Raw genomic sequence first — 14223 nt, 5'->3', positions numbered from 1 at the left:
GGGCCCGCTTGTAGAGTGCGGGGTTTCTCGTACGCCACGGACCAATGTGGAGCTGACTGTGCACCTGCCTGGTTGAAGGTTCGCCTCGCGGCGGACCTTCCCGATGCATGTGACCGCCCGGCGCGCTCCTGGTCCGCGGCGCGCCGAGGTCCTGCTGGTCGATGACCGGGCCTACGGGCTCACTTTGCAGCCAGGCGGGCATCTCGAACCGACAGATACCGCGCTGCTGGGCGCGGCCATAGGGGAGCTTTACGAGGAGACGGGCATCGACCCCGGGCGGATCGTCCAGGTCTCCGGGCTTCCCGCCTACGTCGAGTTCGGCCAGGTGCCGGCCAGGCCCGCGAAGGACGAGCCGGAGCATTACCACCTGGACATCGGCTATGCCTTCGCGACGGCCGGAGCGGAGGTTGGATGTATCGAGGAATCCAGTGTTGTCTGTTGTGTGGGGGAGTAGCTTGTCAAAGGCCACTGACAACGTGGCCGTATGCAGCTACGTGACCTGGTGGCCGCCGGTTCCGTGGGAGGCGTCGAGTACGCCGAACATCCAACCCAGGGTGATCAGGTGCGGGTCGTGCTCGGCGCTCCAGCGCGCCCGTAGCGCTCGGATCCGCTTCTTCATCCCGTCGTGGGAGAGGTCGCAGTGCTCTGCGATCTCGGCGTAGGTTCCGTCCAGGGCGAGGGACCAGAGGATCTTGGTCTCGATGTCGTCGACGCCGCCGGGCGGTGGTGCTGTCGGCCCCGGCCGGGGCAGCTGCTCGGTGACGTAGCACGCGTGGACCAGGGCGTGACGGTGGCGTACTCCGGCCCGCCGGTTCCCGTGCGACATCTGGATCGCGACGGTGCCCTCGGACAGGCCCAGTTCGGCTGCCGCCTTGGCGGTGCTCATGCCCTGGGCGAGTGTTCCAGCGATCTTCACCTGTGCCGGGGTCGGATGTGAGGCGGCCGTGGCGGGCCGTGCGGACATGATCGGGTCCTTACGTTACGGCGGCGGTGGTGTGGTGGTGCAGGTTGGGCAGACCCCGACCGAGGGGGGAACTCTCCCGGCCGGAGTCTGGTCTTGGTGCGGCAGGATCAGGCGCGGGTGAACCAGCGGGCCTGTTCCGCGTCGGTGACGATGCCGCGATGGTGGACGAGTTCGAGCTGCGCGAGGTGGGCGTAGTGCTCGACCACCTCCTTCCCGAACGCCTCCTGGGCGACGGGGCTGTGCCGGAACGCGGAGCGGGCCTGACCGAGGGTGAGGGGCAGGAGGGGCACGTCGGTGGCCTCGTAGGCGTTGGCCATGCAGGGTGCCGACGGGGTGAGCTGCCGCTCGATTCCGTGGATGATCGAAGCGAGAACGGCGGAGAGAGCCAAGTACGGGTTCGCGTCCGCCCCCGGCACGCGGATCTCCAAGTGCAGGCCCGGACCGTGGCCGGTGAGTCGCACGGCGCACGTGCGGTTGTCCCACCCCCACGCCATGCGAGTGGGGGCGAAGGAGCCGGGCACGTACCGCTTGTAGGAATTGACGTTCGGCGCGTACAGCGGGGCGAGCCCCGGCAGCGCCGTCAGCAGCCCGGCGATGGCCTGCTCGCCGATCTCGGACAGCCGTCCGGCCGCATCGGGGAGCATGGCATTGCCACTGCGCGTAAGGGAGACATGCAGGTGGAGTCCGCTGGCGATGCCCGTCTGGGGGGAGGCCATGAACGTGGCCGTCATGCCGGACCGCCCTGCGAGGGTGCGCACCGCGTGCTTGAAGACGACATGGTTGTCGCACGCGGGCAGCGCAGCGCCGTAGGGGAAGGTGACCTCGACCTGGCCCGGCGCGCCTTCCGTCTTGATCGCCTCGACGGGCATGCCCGCCTTGGACAGCGAGCCCTGGAGGCGGCGGAAGAGCCGGTCGGTGTCCGGCGTGTGGTCGAGGGCGTAGTCCAGGTTCTCCTCGGTCACCGGCATGAGTCCGCCCGGGCCGATGCCGACGGTCGGGGTGTAGGTGCCGCGGTAGAGCATGAACTCGGTCTCCAGGCCGGCCTGGGCGTGCAGCCCGTGGGCGGCAAGCCGGGTCAGCTGGTGGCGCAGAATCTGCCGCGGCGCCACCTCGATGGGCTCCTCGTCCAGACCGATCGCGTTGCCGAGGACAAGCGCGGTGCGCGGCATCCACGGCAGGGTGCGCAGCGTCGAGGGGTCCGGCACGACCGTCATGTCCTCGTACCCGCTCGCCCAGGACGTGAGCGCGAACCCATCGGCGGGCGTCATGTCGACATCAGTGGCCAGGAGGTAGGCACACATCTCCGCACCGCCGTCGAGGACACGGTCGAGGAAGTGCCGCGCCCCGTACCGTTTGCCTTTGAGGCGGCCCTGTAGGTCGGGAACGGCGAGGAGGACCGTGTCGATTACGCCGGCTCCGACGGCCTTGCGCAACTCGTCGACGCTGAACGCCCGGGCCGGCCGCCGCGGGGCGGTCGAGGCGGCATCGGCATCACGCTGCGACGGGCCGCTCGGGCGCGGCGTGGCTCCGGTCTGGGTGGACACAGCGGTCATCAGATGACTTCTTCCTGGATCCTGGCCATGCCCGAGCCCGCGTCGGCCGCCGCGGTCGGCACCTTGTAGTCCCGTCCCGCAACGCGCCACCACACGGTGGCCAGGGCGAGGACGACCAGCAGGGCGATGGGTGCGTAGTTGAACGTGGTCACGGAGACGAGACCGGACGCGGGCCGGGACTGGGGGAGGCAGAACAGCACGGTCACGAAGACCACCCAGGCCACAGCGATCGCGCCGACGGGCACGCCCCAGCGGCCCAGGTTCCAGGGGCCGGGCTGGAAGCGGTGGCGGTTGCGGATCCGCAGATAGATCGGGATGGCGTACGCGGGTGTGATCCCGATGACGTTGATCGCGGTGACGGCGGCGTACGCGGTCGGGCTGTACAGCGACGGCAGCGCCAGAACCGCGGCCACGCCGACCGCCAGCCACACCGCGCGGGTCGGGGTGCCGGTGCGGGCATCGACGTGACGCCACAGCTTCGACCCGGGCAGGGCGCCGTCCCGGGAGAAGGCGAACACCATCCGGCTGGCGGCGGCCGTCTCGGCGTTGCCGCAGAACAGCTGCGCGACGATCACCACCAGCAACAGGCCCTTCGCGCCGGCGACGCCGAGGGCGTCGAGGAAGATCTGGGCCGGCGGCACCCCGGTCGCGGTGGCCTGGGTGGCGGCGTAGTCCTGGATGGCGAAGGTCAGTCCGGCCAGCAGGACGAACCCCGCGAGCCACGACCAGCCGATCGCCCGCATGATGCCGCGGGACGCGGAGACCTGTGCGTTGGTGGTCTCCTCCGACAGGTGCGCAGAGGCGTCGTACCCGCTGAACGTGTACTGGGCGAGCAGCAGCCCGATCAGCACCACGTACAGCGAGCTGGACCAGCCGGTGTTGTTGACGAACTCCCCGAAGACGAAGGACGGGGACTGGTGGTGTGACGGGACGATCGCCAGCGCGCCGACGATGACGGCGACCCCGCCCAGGTGCCACCACACGCTGGTGGAGTTCAGGATGCTCACCAGCCGGACACCGAAGAGGTTGAGGGTGGCGTGCAGCGCGAGGATGCAGAAGTAGATCGCCATGATCTTGCCCGGCGTGGGGACGAAGCCGAACTGCAGGTTCAAGAAGGCGCCGGTGAACAGCGCGGCACCGTAGTCGATGCCAGCGATCGCACCGAGCAGGCCCAGCAGGTTCAGCCAGCCGGTGTACCAGCCCCACTTGCGCCCGCCAAGCTGCTCAGCCTGGTAATAGAGGGCGCCCGAGGTGGGGTACGCGGAGGTGACCTCGGCGAGGCCGGCTCCCACGAGCATCACCATGGCGCCGACCGCGATCCAGCCCCACATCATCACGGCGGGCCCCCCGGTCGCGAGACCGAAGCCGTACAGGGTCATGCAGCCGCTCAGCACGGAGATCACCGAGAAGCTGATGGCGAAGTTGCCGAACGGGCCCATGCGGCGGGCGAGCACTGGCTCGTAGCCCAGTTCTCGAAGGAATGCGTCATCTGTCTGGGGTCCCGGCGCGGGGCGAGTCGGGCGTGTTCGTAACACTGGACATCCTCCATGGAATGGGTGGAACGGGCACGGAAAGGCAGGTGCATGCCAAGTCGTGTTTGCTGTGCGCGATGGTCAGCGCACCGGTCCGGCGTGAGGTGCGTGGGTGCGTGCGAAGGACAGGGACTCCCGGCGGGCCCGCAGCAGCAGAGTCTCGCCGCCGTCGGGGTGGTTTGGGTCCTCGTGGACGGACGCCCACGGCTCCCGTGAGGCGTAGGTGCCCGCGGCTGTGAACACCTCGGCGGCCTCCACGAACCGGTGGCCGGCCCACAAGGCGTACGCCAGGTGGTGCAGGTCTGTCACCGAGCGCCGCACGGTATCCGGCTGCTTGAACCAGTGGTGGAACGCCTTGACCGTGTACGCGATCGTCGGCTCCTGCGCCCACTGCCGACGCCACAGCGGATCGGCACGGTGCTGGAGGGACTGCTGCCGGCACTGCTCGACGAGCGCGTACAGCGGCAGCAGCAACGGGGAACCCGCTGGCGACCACGAGGCCACCCATCGGCCGAAGTCGAAGACCGCGGCGAGTGAGGCCGCCGGTGGGACGGGGCGGGCCAGGATGAACTGCATTACCCGGTGGTACGCCTCCCGGTTGTACGGGTCGCGCTGGTTGATCCCGTGCAGCAGCCCCCACGGCCCGCTCGGCAGCATCGGCTCTGCCGAGACCTCACGATGCTCCCGGCGCACCTGGCGTCCATCGATCTGTGCGAGGGCGAGCAAGCAGATCCAGGGCACCGGATCCCGCGGCTCCCGGTGCGCCATCATCAACGAGGCATGCCGTGCAGCCTCCTCCAATGCCGCAGCGCCTGCGTGCTGCTGGTGATGGGCGCGCAGGGCTCGCTCCACCGACACGCGGCTACGCATCACCTGGGCGTCGTAACTGTTCGGCTCCTCCGCCAGCCACACGCCCATCACATCGGAGTGGGCAGCCGTGACTGCCAGGACCTGCGTACGCGACGTCCGCAGCCCCCACTGCCCACCAGTTGCCGCCAGCAAGTCACGCGCCGGTCTCCACCGGCCGGCCTGCAACTCGACCATGGCCATACCGAGGGCTTCATCGGTGCCGGCCGGGTGGTAAACGGGGCGCATCAGTGCACCTCGCGGCCGGGGTCGTCGACGGTCGCAGTCGAGGGCCGGGAAAGTTGAAACCTCGTGCTCTCGATCGCGGTACAAGGGTGCGTCATGCTCTTCGCGGTCATCGAATGCTTCCTCGGCAGAGAGAGGGACGTTGGTGCCGGACAGGATCGCTGCGCGGCCGGAAAGATCCACCGGACTGCCAGCGCCCGGTCTAGAACTTGATCCCACTGATCAGGCCCGCGACGTTCGTCGCGAACTCGGCGATCGCGGGGGCCATCGAAGAGCTGGCCAGGTAGAACCCCAGGAGCACGCACACGACGGCGTGCCCAGCTTTCAGCCCGCCCTTCTTGACGAAGAGGATGACGAGGACCGCGAGCAGCACGACAGCGGAGATGCTGACCGCCACGGATGTGTCCCCCTTCCGAACCGCCGGTGATGTGGCCCGTTCCCGGCTCAAGTCCCCCGTAGCGGAGCCCAAGCCCATTTCCGACGACATTGCCGACGAACCGGTGCGAGAGGTACACGGGCCCGGATGCGTTCGTGCTGCGAGTGGTAATCGGCCCTGAACAGAGGCTGATTGAGGCACAAGGCTGACCGGGAAACGCCCGGTGCGCACATTCCGCCGGTGATATCACTGAGGTGATCTCGGTTTTCGGCGGGCTACGCCGACGGCTGACGCACTTTCGTTAGGGGAGGTACAGGTGGCCCAGCAGGCGCTGCGACAGTGCGACGACTGCGGTTGCCGGCTCAGCCAGTACAACCCGGACGGGCTCTGCTCCGCTTGCGCGCGATCTCGCATCCCTTCCACCCCCGCGTTACCCGCCGTACCGGAGCGGGTCTGGCAAGACCTCGATGTCCGGCAGGCCCTTGCAGCCCTGGACTTCGGCAAGGCCAGCCGTTTAATCAGACAGCGAGGCTCGCTGCGCCAAGAGGACATGGCCCAGCTCACGGGACTGAGCCAGGCGTTCTTGTCCATGCTGGAGTCGGGCAGCCGCCGCCTCACCAACATCGACAAGATCATCGAATTCGTCGCAGGCATCGGCGCACCCGCCGAGCTCCTACAGCTCCCGCTCCCACGGTCAGCGGGCAGACCGCTTCAGCGGCCGGCGGACCAGTCGGCCGGAGATCTCGACCCAACCTTGCCCTGGACTGCGGCCCGTATGGTGGCGGCACTGAACCACGCGGTTGGAGGCGACGTGCTTGACCGTCGGCAGTTCCTCACGGTGAGCGGCATCGCGCTCACCGCCTTCGTCCACTACTGGGGCACAGCTGAGGCAGAGCCCCTTCAACGCGCTGCGGACGGCAGCCAGCTCACCTCAGACCTATTGGACAACCTGCAGGCGACCACCGACCACCTGCGCATCATGGACGCCAGCGCCGGCAGCGGCACCCTCACCGAGCTCGGCGACGCGCACCTCGAACTCCTCAAACGCCTTCTACAGAAGGCGTCATACACCGAGGACATAGGCCGCCGCCTGGCGGCCATTGTCGCCGACACCGCCACCCAGACCGGCTGGTTCGCCTTCGACTCCGGGCGCCACGACCACGCGCAGAGCTACCTGCTCGCCGCACTACGCGCCGCCAAGGTCTCCGGCGACGACCGCCTGGGGGCCGGCGCCCTGTCCTACCTGGCCATCCACGGATACTCCACCGGACAGCCACGCAGCGCAGTCACCGCGGCTCGAGCCGCCCGCGAGAAGATCAAGACCCTGGGCACCCCCGCCCTGGAGGCGATGCTGCTGACCCGGCAAGCACGCGGGCATGCCAAACTCGGGGAACGGCAGGCAGCCCTAATCGCGCTCGGCGAGGCAGCTGAACTCTGCGCCCGGGGGCGTTCCGAGTTCGACCCCCACTGGCTGTACTGGATCAACGAAGGTGAGATCCACGGCCAGTCGGGCAGCGCCTATCTCGACCTGGACGATGCGCCCTATGCCGCCGTCAGCTTCACCGAGGCACGCAAGGCCCTTAACCCGGCAGACCAACGCACCAACGCCCTGTTCCTCTCCCGCGCGGCCTCCGCCTACCTCCGGAAGGGCGAGCTCGAAGCAGGCTGCACCACGGCACACCACGCGCTCGACCTTGCCGAACAGCTCCAATCGGCCCGCCTCAACGAGCACATCGAGGACATGATCGGCGAGCTCGCCCCGGTTCGCCGCAGCCCGTACGCTCGGGAACTGATCGACCGTTCCGCACTCGTGACCGGTGCAAGGAGCTGAACGTGACCCAGGCCCAGCAGGTCCTCGTGCTGTGGGACATCGACCGCACACTGCTGTACGTCGGCGACATCGACCGGCAGGTCTACCGCGAGACCTTCGCCGAGGTCGTCGGCCGCCCCGCCGAACACTTGCCGGCCCGCGGCACCGGCGTCACCATGCCGCTGGCTATCCGATCGCTCCTTATCGACAACGGAGTCCCGGAAGGCGAAGTCGATGGTCTGCTGCCGCGCATGGTGGATCTCCTGCCGGTCCACCTCGCCACACATGCGGAGGATCTGCGTGCACAGGGCGTCCTCATGCCAGGAGCCGCCGCAGCGCTGCGTGCGATGCACGATCACCCCGGCTTGATCCCGACCGCCGTGACCGGGAACCTCAAACCGAACGCCGTGCTCAAGCTCGCCGCCTTCGACCTCGACGGCCTCCTCGACATCGAGATCGGCGGCTTCGCCTCTGACGACCACCACCGGCCGGCGCTCGTCGCCATCGCCCAGAAGCGCGCCCAGGTCAAATACGGCACGGTCTTCACCCGCTCGAACACCGTGATCATCGGGGACTCGCTGGAGGATGTCCGCACCGGCCTCGAGGGCGGTGCCCCCGTCATCGGCATCGCATCGGGCAAGACCACGGCCGCCGAACTTACCAAGGCTGGCGCCGACCTCGTATTCGACTCCCTCGCAGACGTGGCACGGGTTCTGGAGGGCATCGTTGCGCTGACGACGACGAGCCGTGCCAATGTCGGCAGCGCTGAAGAGCCCCGCCCATATTCGTCATTGTGACGTGAATTTGCCTGAACCTGGCCGCCGTACAGGCCTATTCTGCGATGCTGGAGGCCGATCGAGAGGGGCCGCAGCGATGCAGTGGAAGATCCACGGTGAACGTCCGATCTACGAAAACAAGTGGGTGAACCTGTGGCTCACCGACATCGAGACGCCGGACGGGAACCGCTGGGAACACCACGTCGTCAAGCTCCGCCACCTGGCTGTGGCCGCTGTGATCAACGACCGCCAAGAGGTCCTGATGATGTGGCGTCACCGCTTCATCACGGACGCGTGGGCTTGGGAGCTGCCCATGGGCCTGGTGGAGGCAGGCGAGACGCCTGGTGAGGCTGCCGCCCGTGAAGTCCTCGAAGAGACTGGTTGGCGTCCGGGCCCGATGAAGCCGCTGATCTATGCCGAACCGGCGAACGGCATCACCGACTCCCAGCACCACTTGTTCCGCGCGGTCGGCGCCACGTACGACGGGCCGCCGACCGAGAAGAACGAGTCGGACCGGATCGAGTGGATTCCGCTGGCGAACATCCGGGGCATGATCGACCGCCGCGAGATCGTCAGCAGCGGCTCGCTCGTCGGCCTGCTCTACGTCCTGATGGATGGAGGGGTTCGCTGACCCTGCGGGGGAAGCATCGCTCGTAGGCGTGCCTCGAAGGCGACTGCGGCCGGCACCTCGCGATAGGGCGCAAGCTGTTCGTAGAACTCGCGAAGGTGCCCGGTCACCCGCTCGGACGACACGGCTGCGGCGGGCACCAGCGCCTCGATCGCCGTGTGGCACGCCTGGTCGAGCTTGCCGCGCTGGAGCTGCGTACGGGCCAACCAGAAGGCGTGGAACGCCCTACCGCGCTGGTTCGCGGGGTCCTCTCGCTCCAGCGCGTCCGCGATCAACGGTTCGGCGATCGCTGCCTCGCCGAGACGGCCGTGCGCGATGCCCGTGTCCACGATGAGCTTCGGCTCGTCGAAGTACGTCACCCATGCGGGGTCCGGGTCGTCCGCCTTGATCCGGCCGTACTGACTGTGTGCCTCGGAGATCGCGGTGTGGGTCGCTGTCCGGTCGCCCAAGGTCGCGTGGGCGAACGCCTCACGCATGGCCAGCATGGCCCGGACTCTCGGCGTCGTGCCGCTGGCCGCTCGGGCCTGGTCTTGGGCGGCAGACACCAGCGCAAGGGCGTCCGTCGGCTTGTCCTGGTAGGTCGCTTGCAGGCTCATGCACGCCAGCACGTTGGCCATGAATGGGTGGTCGTCAATCTCCCGGGCCAGTTGCAGAGCTTCGGAGAAGTATGCGCGAGCCTGGTGGTACTGCCGGGCATCGAAGTACGTCCACCCGGTCAGCCGCGCCAGCTCCGCCGCGATGCCGTACAGGCCGTGCTGTATCGGCGTCGGTCGCTGGTCCTTCAGTAGCCCTTCGACGTATCGCAGTTGGCCGACGACAGCGGGTCGAAGCGTCTCGCCCCCGTGCTCGTCGTCGCGACGCCAGTAGTCCTCGATCGAAGAACGCAGGGCGTGCAGTGTGGATGGGCTCGGGTTGGTCCCGGCGGCCAGGGCCAGGATGCTGTCCACCTCCACGCCCGGTAAGGCGCTGAGGGGCTTCGGCTCAACGGGCACGTGACCGAACTCCGGCCGTTCCCGCTCGGCTACGGCCAATACAGCCGGCGTCTCCCACGTACGGCGGGCAAGCCCGAGCATGTGCCCCGGGATGCGCAATCCATCGGCGATCCGCTCGATCACGTCCATGTGGAGGAGCTGTCGCTGACCCGCGATCACCTCTCCCACTCGGCTCGGCGTCAGCTCGCACTGCCGCGCGATCATCGACGGGTAGATGCCTGCCCGAGTCTTGACCAGGCGAAAGACCCTCGCAAAGTCGCGCAGGCGGCACGCGTCGATCATCTCGGGCTCGGTGAGCAGACTTACTGGTAGTTCCTTCGTACGACGTGTCTCGGGCATCGGGCACGCTCCGGAGGAAGACTACGGATCGCTTCAAGGTCTCAACCGAACGTGATGTTACCCAAGTTGGGTAATCCGCTGGGCCTTTCTGGCTCGTCGTCCTGATCGCGATCCTTCTGAACATGGCGAAGCGACCGAGGACGACCGCCTTGAACGATTCGGCGGGCACTCCTGACACAGAGCGAACGGCCCTCGGGGCAACCCCTGAGCTGGGCATAGAGCCCCGCGTCCTGATGAGCATCCGGGTATCGCGGGACTCGGGCCGGACGTGGTCGCCGAACACACGGGTCCTGGAAGGCGACCCGTTCGACATCCTCTCCAACCCTGGCCGCTACCCCCCGTGCGAGTGCCCCCGCTGTGGCGGTACCTCGTCGTCGGTCCGTGCCCTTCAGCCGGCATCCATCGCGCCGGGGGCGGCGTAGTGGCCGCCTTCCGACGTTGAAAGCTCCCTTAGAACGGGATTCCTGGGTACGCGGTCGAGCGCCGCGGGGTTGGCGCCAACAGCTCGCCGTGCTCCTCTACGCCGCCGTCGTCATCGTCCTGGTGGTCACCCTGGCAATCGCCGGTGATCCCGGCCGCTGACCGGCAACCGGCTTCCGGCACGAATCCCGCGTTCGCTCGATCCGTGGCCTCACGCCACCTCCGTCTCCTCACCGGCCCCGAAACAACCGAGCTGGTGAGGCACGCCCCATCGGGGCTGGGCTGGCACCCGTCGGCCCTGGACTTCCAGGAAATGGAGACACACATGGCAGCACAGAAGGAAGACCTTTTGATCGGCGTCGAGAGCCTGATCAAGGTCCAGGACCGCTTCACCGCCGCGGCGGCCGAGTCCGACTCCACCGGTACCTCCGCGGGCGACGACGGTGAGAACCGCGACGGCCTGAACCTCCCGCAGGAGTAGCACCACCAGCACGCCGCAGCACCGACCGGGGGCCCGTCATCCACGACGGGCCCCCGGGCCCTCACGCCCATGACGCCGACCGGAGGAACACGTGGACCACCACTTCGTCACCGCACTGGAGAAAGCCCTCGGCTGGGACGGGCCCGGTGCACTCGGAGCCGCCTTCGCCCGGGGAACGATCGAGGACCTTGAACTGCTCGATCGCCTGCTCAACCCCAGGAAACTGCTGGACGTGGTGATGCGCCGCAGCGTCACCACGCCCCAGTTCCGCATCTTCCAGGACGGGGCCGAACTGCACCCCGGCCGCTACATCCAGCCCTCCGTCACCCGGCGGGGACAGGCCATCCCCATGGCCGACATGCGCCGCGTCGGCGGGCTGATGCGCGAGGGCTGCACCATGGTCCTGGACGAGGTCGACTTCTTCGACCCGGCCATGGAGGCCACCTGCCGTGCGCTCCAGTGGTGGGCCCGCGAACTGGTACAGGTGAACGCCTACCTGACCACCCAGGACGCCAGCGGCTTCAAGCTCCACTGGGACGACCACGACACCGTGATCGTCCAGCTCGCCGGCCGCAAGAGCTGGGAAGTCCGCGGCACCTCGCGCAAGGTTCCGATGTACCGCGACTCCGCCCCCAACGCCGAGCCCAGCGAGGAAATCGTGTGGCAGGGCGTCATGGAGCCCGGCGACGTGATGCACATCCCGCGCGGCTTCTGGCACCAGGCCACCCGCGACGACCAGGGCGACGGCTACAGCCTCCATGCCACCTTCGGCATCGTGAAGCGCGTCGGCGTGAACTGGCTGGCCTGGCTCGCCGACCAGGCCCGCACGCAGGACCTGTTCCGCTACGACCTGGACCGCTGGAACTCCCCCGGCCAGTGGGAGGGACAGCAGCAGCTCCTGGCCGACGTCGTCGCCGAGATGGCTACGAAGCTGACTCCGCAGGACTTCTTCGATGCCCGCGAGCGGGAACGCCTGGCCGCCCGGCACGTCCCGGCCACCGGCCTGTTCGGCAACCCCGCGGCCGTCGTGTGCGTCACCGACTTCGAGCCCGTGATCGAGCAGCAGGGCGACACCGTGGATGTCCTCGCTGCGGGTAAGAAGCTCACGTTCGCCGGCAAGGCGTACCCCGCCCTGGCCCTGCTGTTGAGCGGCCACCCCGTCGACATCGCCGACGCCGCCGCGAAGACCGGCGTGGACGTGGAACAGCTCGCCGAAGTCCTGGTGAAGGAGGAACTGTGCACGGAGCTGACCCCCGCCTTGTCCTCGGCCTACACCGGTCTCGTCACCACCGGAACATCCTGACGGCCGCGCTCGACCTCGGCGTCACCGCCCTGGACACTGCGGCTCCCTACCTCGGCTTCCGCTCGCACGCGGTATTGGCCGAGACGGCAGCCGATCTACTGCCGAGGTTCACCCTCTCCACGAAGGTGGGCTTCTTCCCGAGCGCTGGAGGTGCTGAGCACTCCCTTGATCCGGTCCGGCTGCGATTGGCCGTCGAGCGGGCGGCCCGGGAGCTCGGCAGGGAACCTGACACCGTGCTCCTCCACAACCCCGAACGGAGCCTCGCGGGCCTGTCCCCGGCCGATGGCCACGCCCTCCTCGGCAATGCCTGCACCACCCTGGCCGACGCCACCCGTGACGGTCTGTGCCGCGGGTGGGGTGTGGCCTCCTGGGATACCCGGTCGCTCGGCGTGGTCCAGGTGGACGACCTTCCGTCTCCGGACGTCTTGATGGTCCGGACCGGGTTCCTCGTGGGCATCGATCTACTCGACGCCACCACCGTCCTGCGCACGGCCTGGCAGGCGGGCGAGACCTGGGGCATGAGTCCCTTCGGTGGCGGCCACGGGAAGGTGTGGGAGGAATTCGACCCCCGCCCGTTCCTCCGACCGCCCCACGATGTCTTGTCCCGCGTTCAGGCGGCGTTCCGGACCGCGTTCCACCTGCCCACCGCCTCCGCGGTGGCCGTCGGTACCGACGATCCTGGGCACCTGGCCCAGCTGGTCCAGGCCCTGGGCGCGGAGGTGGACACCGCCGCCGTCAGTCAGTACCTGCGGACCCTCCATGGACGCCGTCAGAGCTGAAGCTCGGCTACCAGGCGCGCGGCTTCCTTCCGGGCCGGTGCCAGCAGCGGATCCTCCTCGTACGCGTAGGGTCCGACGATCTTCGACAGGAAGAACAGCGACATCAGCTTGCCGTCCCGGCTCTCCAAGTCCGCACGCCGCTCATGGCGGACGCGGTCCGCGAGCCCCGGGACGGCAAGCGCGTTGCCCCACAGCGTTGCGGCGTCCAGGCCCCGGGGCGCCATGCCCCAGTCCTCCCAGTCGATGAGCGAGAACTCCGGTCCCATCACGTTGGCCCATGTCAGATCCGCATGAGCCGGCGCCCACCGCTCGATCCGCGTATCGGCCACCTCGGGGAAGACCGCCCCGAGGGCCTGGGCCACCTGCTCCTGCGTGATCGTCACCGTGTCCGGCGTCGCGATCCGCGGCGTCTGCTGTGAGGCAAGCGCGTCCAGCGAAGCGTTCAACGCCTCCCACCACTCGTCCGGCAGGCCCGGGTCTTCGAGCAGCAGGGCGCCCTTGCCGACAGGCGGCGACGGAATCAGCTCCAGCTCGTCCGCGCGCCACATCACAGGCTCGCCCGGCTCGCGCCACGCGACGCCCCGGTACCACTGGGGCATCGCGACCCCTTGCAGCACGGCAGCGGCCTCGGTCCCGTTCCAGCCCTGCGGGCCGATCCGCTCGAATCCCCGCCGCTCGATACGCACCCACGTCCCCCGGTCCGAACGGCCCCCCAAGGAACGGCGCTTGCGTACCAATGCCTGCCGATCCAGCCGCACATGCAGGGCCGCTTCCACACGCTCCAACACTTCTTCCACCGGCTGACGGCGCAAATCCACCTGGGCAGCAACGGGCAGGGATCCAGTCATCACGACCTCCTCGGCGAACGAACGACCGTAGCAGGAAGAGCAGCGCCGACACGATCCGTCCGTCAACGCGGAGCACATCAACTTCCCCTATTCGTTGGCCGTAGCAAGAATGGTGCCCGCCTTGCCCAAGTCTTCCGCGGTGGACGAGTCTTCCTTGACCTGGGCAGTGGCCGCGCTCACGGTGATCAGGATCCGCATCCCTCAGCTTTTTGTTTAACCTCGCTGGTCACCCGACCTGCTGATCTTGGTTCGTTCCGGGGACAGCGGGACGGCCGTTCTTCACGCTTCGAGGTGTCGAGCAACGTCGCGTGAAGGAACGGCCGCTGGTGA

The 14223-nt window shown here is 68.3% G+C and carries 14 protein-coding genes; 7 read left to right on the top strand and 7 right to left on the bottom strand.

Features of this window, described 5'->3' with window-relative positions:
• Positions 1–103: 103 nt before the first annotated feature.
• The gene (locus QMF80_RS14995) at positions 104–454 is read left to right on the top strand and encodes an NUDIX domain-containing protein (RefSeq protein ID WP_283453368.1); all 351 of its coding nucleotides are present in this window, start codon (positions 104–106) and stop codon (positions 452–454) included.
• A 36-nt stretch (positions 455–490) separates the two neighbouring features.
• Here QMF80_RS14995 and QMF80_RS14990 read toward each other — a convergent pair whose 3' ends face one another.
• The 5 genes from QMF80_RS14990 to QMF80_RS14970 all read right to left on the bottom strand — a co-directional run bounded on the left by QMF80_RS14990 (position 491) and on the right by QMF80_RS14970 (position 5538).
• Entirely contained in the window at positions 491–964 is a 474-nt protein-coding gene (locus QMF80_RS14990; protein ID WP_283453366.1) for a LuxR C-terminal-related transcriptional regulator, read from the bottom strand.
• A gap of 107 nt (positions 965–1071) precedes the next feature.
• Entirely contained in the window at positions 1072–2517 is a 1446-nt protein-coding gene (locus tag QMF80_RS14985; RefSeq protein ID WP_283453364.1) for a glutamine synthetase family protein, read from the bottom strand.
• Positions 2517–4052: an amino acid permease gene (locus QMF80_RS14980; RefSeq protein WP_283453363.1), complete on the bottom strand. Its 1536-nt coding sequence runs from the start codon at positions 4050–4052 to the stop codon at positions 2517–2519. The genes QMF80_RS14985 and QMF80_RS14980 overlap by 1 nt, the downstream gene beginning before the upstream one ends.
• Positions 4053–4130: 78 nt before the next feature.
• The gene (locus QMF80_RS14975; protein WP_283453360.1) at positions 4131–5144 is read right to left on the bottom strand and encodes a hypothetical protein; all 1014 of its coding nucleotides are present in this window, start codon (positions 5142–5144) and stop codon (positions 4131–4133) included.
• Positions 5145–5343: 199 nt separating this feature from the next.
• Entirely contained in the window at positions 5344–5538 is a 195-nt protein-coding gene (locus tag QMF80_RS14970; RefSeq protein ID WP_283453358.1) for a hypothetical protein, read from the bottom strand.
• Positions 5539–5833: 295 nt separating this feature from the next.
• Here QMF80_RS14970 and QMF80_RS14965 point away from each other — a divergent pair, with 295 nt between their 5' ends.
• The 3 genes from QMF80_RS14965 to QMF80_RS14955 all read left to right on the top strand — a co-directional run bounded on the left by QMF80_RS14965 (position 5834) and on the right by QMF80_RS14955 (position 8734).
• Positions 5834–7348 carry a helix-turn-helix domain-containing protein gene (locus QMF80_RS14965; RefSeq protein ID WP_283453356.1) on the top strand — a complete coding sequence of 505 codons (1515 nt, stop codon included), beginning with the start codon at positions 5834–5836 and terminating at the stop codon, positions 7346–7348.
• Between the two features lie 2 nt (positions 7349–7350).
• On the top strand, positions 7351–8124 hold the full coding sequence (locus QMF80_RS14960) for an HAD family hydrolase (RefSeq protein ID WP_283453355.1): 774 nt from the start codon (positions 7351–7353) through the stop codon (positions 8122–8124).
• Positions 8125–8200: 76 nt separating this feature from the next.
• Positions 8201–8734 carry an NUDIX hydrolase gene (locus tag QMF80_RS14955; protein WP_283453353.1) on the top strand — a complete coding sequence of 178 codons (534 nt, stop codon included), beginning with the start codon at positions 8201–8203 and terminating at the stop codon, positions 8732–8734.
• Here QMF80_RS14955 and QMF80_RS14950 read toward each other — a convergent pair.
• A complete protein-coding gene (locus QMF80_RS14950) occupies positions 8704–10062 on the bottom strand; it encodes an NsdA family TPR-like regulatory protein (protein WP_283453351.1) in 1359 nt (452 codons plus the stop codon). The genes QMF80_RS14955 and QMF80_RS14950 overlap by 31 nt on opposite strands.
• A 745-nt stretch (positions 10063–10807) precedes the next feature.
• Here QMF80_RS14950 and QMF80_RS14945 point away from each other — a divergent pair.
• The 3 genes from QMF80_RS14945 to QMF80_RS14935 all read left to right on the top strand — a co-directional run bounded on the left by QMF80_RS14945 (position 10808) and on the right by QMF80_RS14935 (position 13045).
• Entirely contained in the window at positions 10808–10963 is a 156-nt protein-coding gene (locus tag QMF80_RS14945) for a hypothetical protein (protein WP_157853303.1), read from the top strand.
• Positions 10964–11054: 91 nt separating this feature from the next.
• Positions 11055–12266 (top strand): JmjC domain-containing protein, encoded by a 1212-nt coding sequence (locus QMF80_RS14940; protein ID WP_283453347.1) that lies wholly within the window; start codon positions 11055–11057, stop codon positions 12264–12266.
• Positions 12200–13045, top strand: a complete 846-nt coding sequence (locus tag QMF80_RS14935) for an aldo/keto reductase (protein ID WP_283453345.1) — start codon at positions 12200–12202, stop codon at positions 13043–13045. The genes QMF80_RS14940 and QMF80_RS14935 overlap by 67 nt, the downstream gene beginning before the upstream one ends.
• Here QMF80_RS14935 and QMF80_RS14930 read toward each other — a convergent pair.
• The gene (locus tag QMF80_RS14930; RefSeq protein ID WP_283453343.1) at positions 13036–13893 is read right to left on the bottom strand and encodes a hypothetical protein; all 858 of its coding nucleotides are present in this window, start codon (positions 13891–13893) and stop codon (positions 13036–13038) included. The genes QMF80_RS14935 and QMF80_RS14930 overlap by 10 nt on opposite strands.
• Between the last annotated feature and the right edge of the window lie 330 nt (positions 13894–14223).

Origin of the sequence: Streptomyces sp. G-G2, from assembly GCF_030063135.1 — a bacterium.
In the GTDB taxonomy this organism is placed as follows: domain Bacteria; phylum Actinomycetota; class Actinomycetes; order Streptomycetales; family Streptomycetaceae; genus Streptomyces.
Note: the sequence above shows the minus strand (reverse complement) of the source record. Positions and strands in the feature narration are given on the sequence as shown.

Bases quoted from the DNA above. Each gene is read 5' to 3' on its own strand.
- QMF80_RS14995 (WP_283453368.1), top strand. From the start codon at position 104: ATGCATGTGACCGCCCGGCGCGCTCCTGGTCCGCGGCGCGCCGAGGTC.
- QMF80_RS14990 (WP_283453366.1), bottom strand. From the start codon at position 964: ATGTCCGCACGGCCCGCCACGGCCGCCTCACATCCGACCCCGGCACAG.
- QMF80_RS14985 (WP_283453364.1), bottom strand. From the start codon at position 2,517: ATGACCGCTGTGTCCACCCAGACCGGAGCCACGCCGCGCCCGAGCGGC.
- QMF80_RS14975 (WP_283453360.1), bottom strand. From the start codon at position 5,144: ATGCGCCCCGTTTACCACCCGGCCGGCACCGATGAAGCCCTCGGTATG.
- QMF80_RS14955 (WP_283453353.1), top strand. From the start codon at position 8,201: ATGCAGTGGAAGATCCACGGTGAACGTCCGATCTACGAAAACAAGTGG.
- QMF80_RS14950 (WP_283453351.1), bottom strand. From the start codon at position 10,062: ATGCCCGAGACACGTCGTACGAAGGAACTACCAGTAAGTCTGCTCACC.
- QMF80_RS14945 (WP_157853303.1), top strand. From the start codon at position 10,808: ATGGCAGCACAGAAGGAAGACCTTTTGATCGGCGTCGAGAGCCTGATC.
- QMF80_RS14930 (WP_283453343.1), bottom strand. From the start codon at position 13,893: ATGACTGGATCCCTGCCCGTTGCTGCCCAGGTGGATTTGCGCCGTCAG.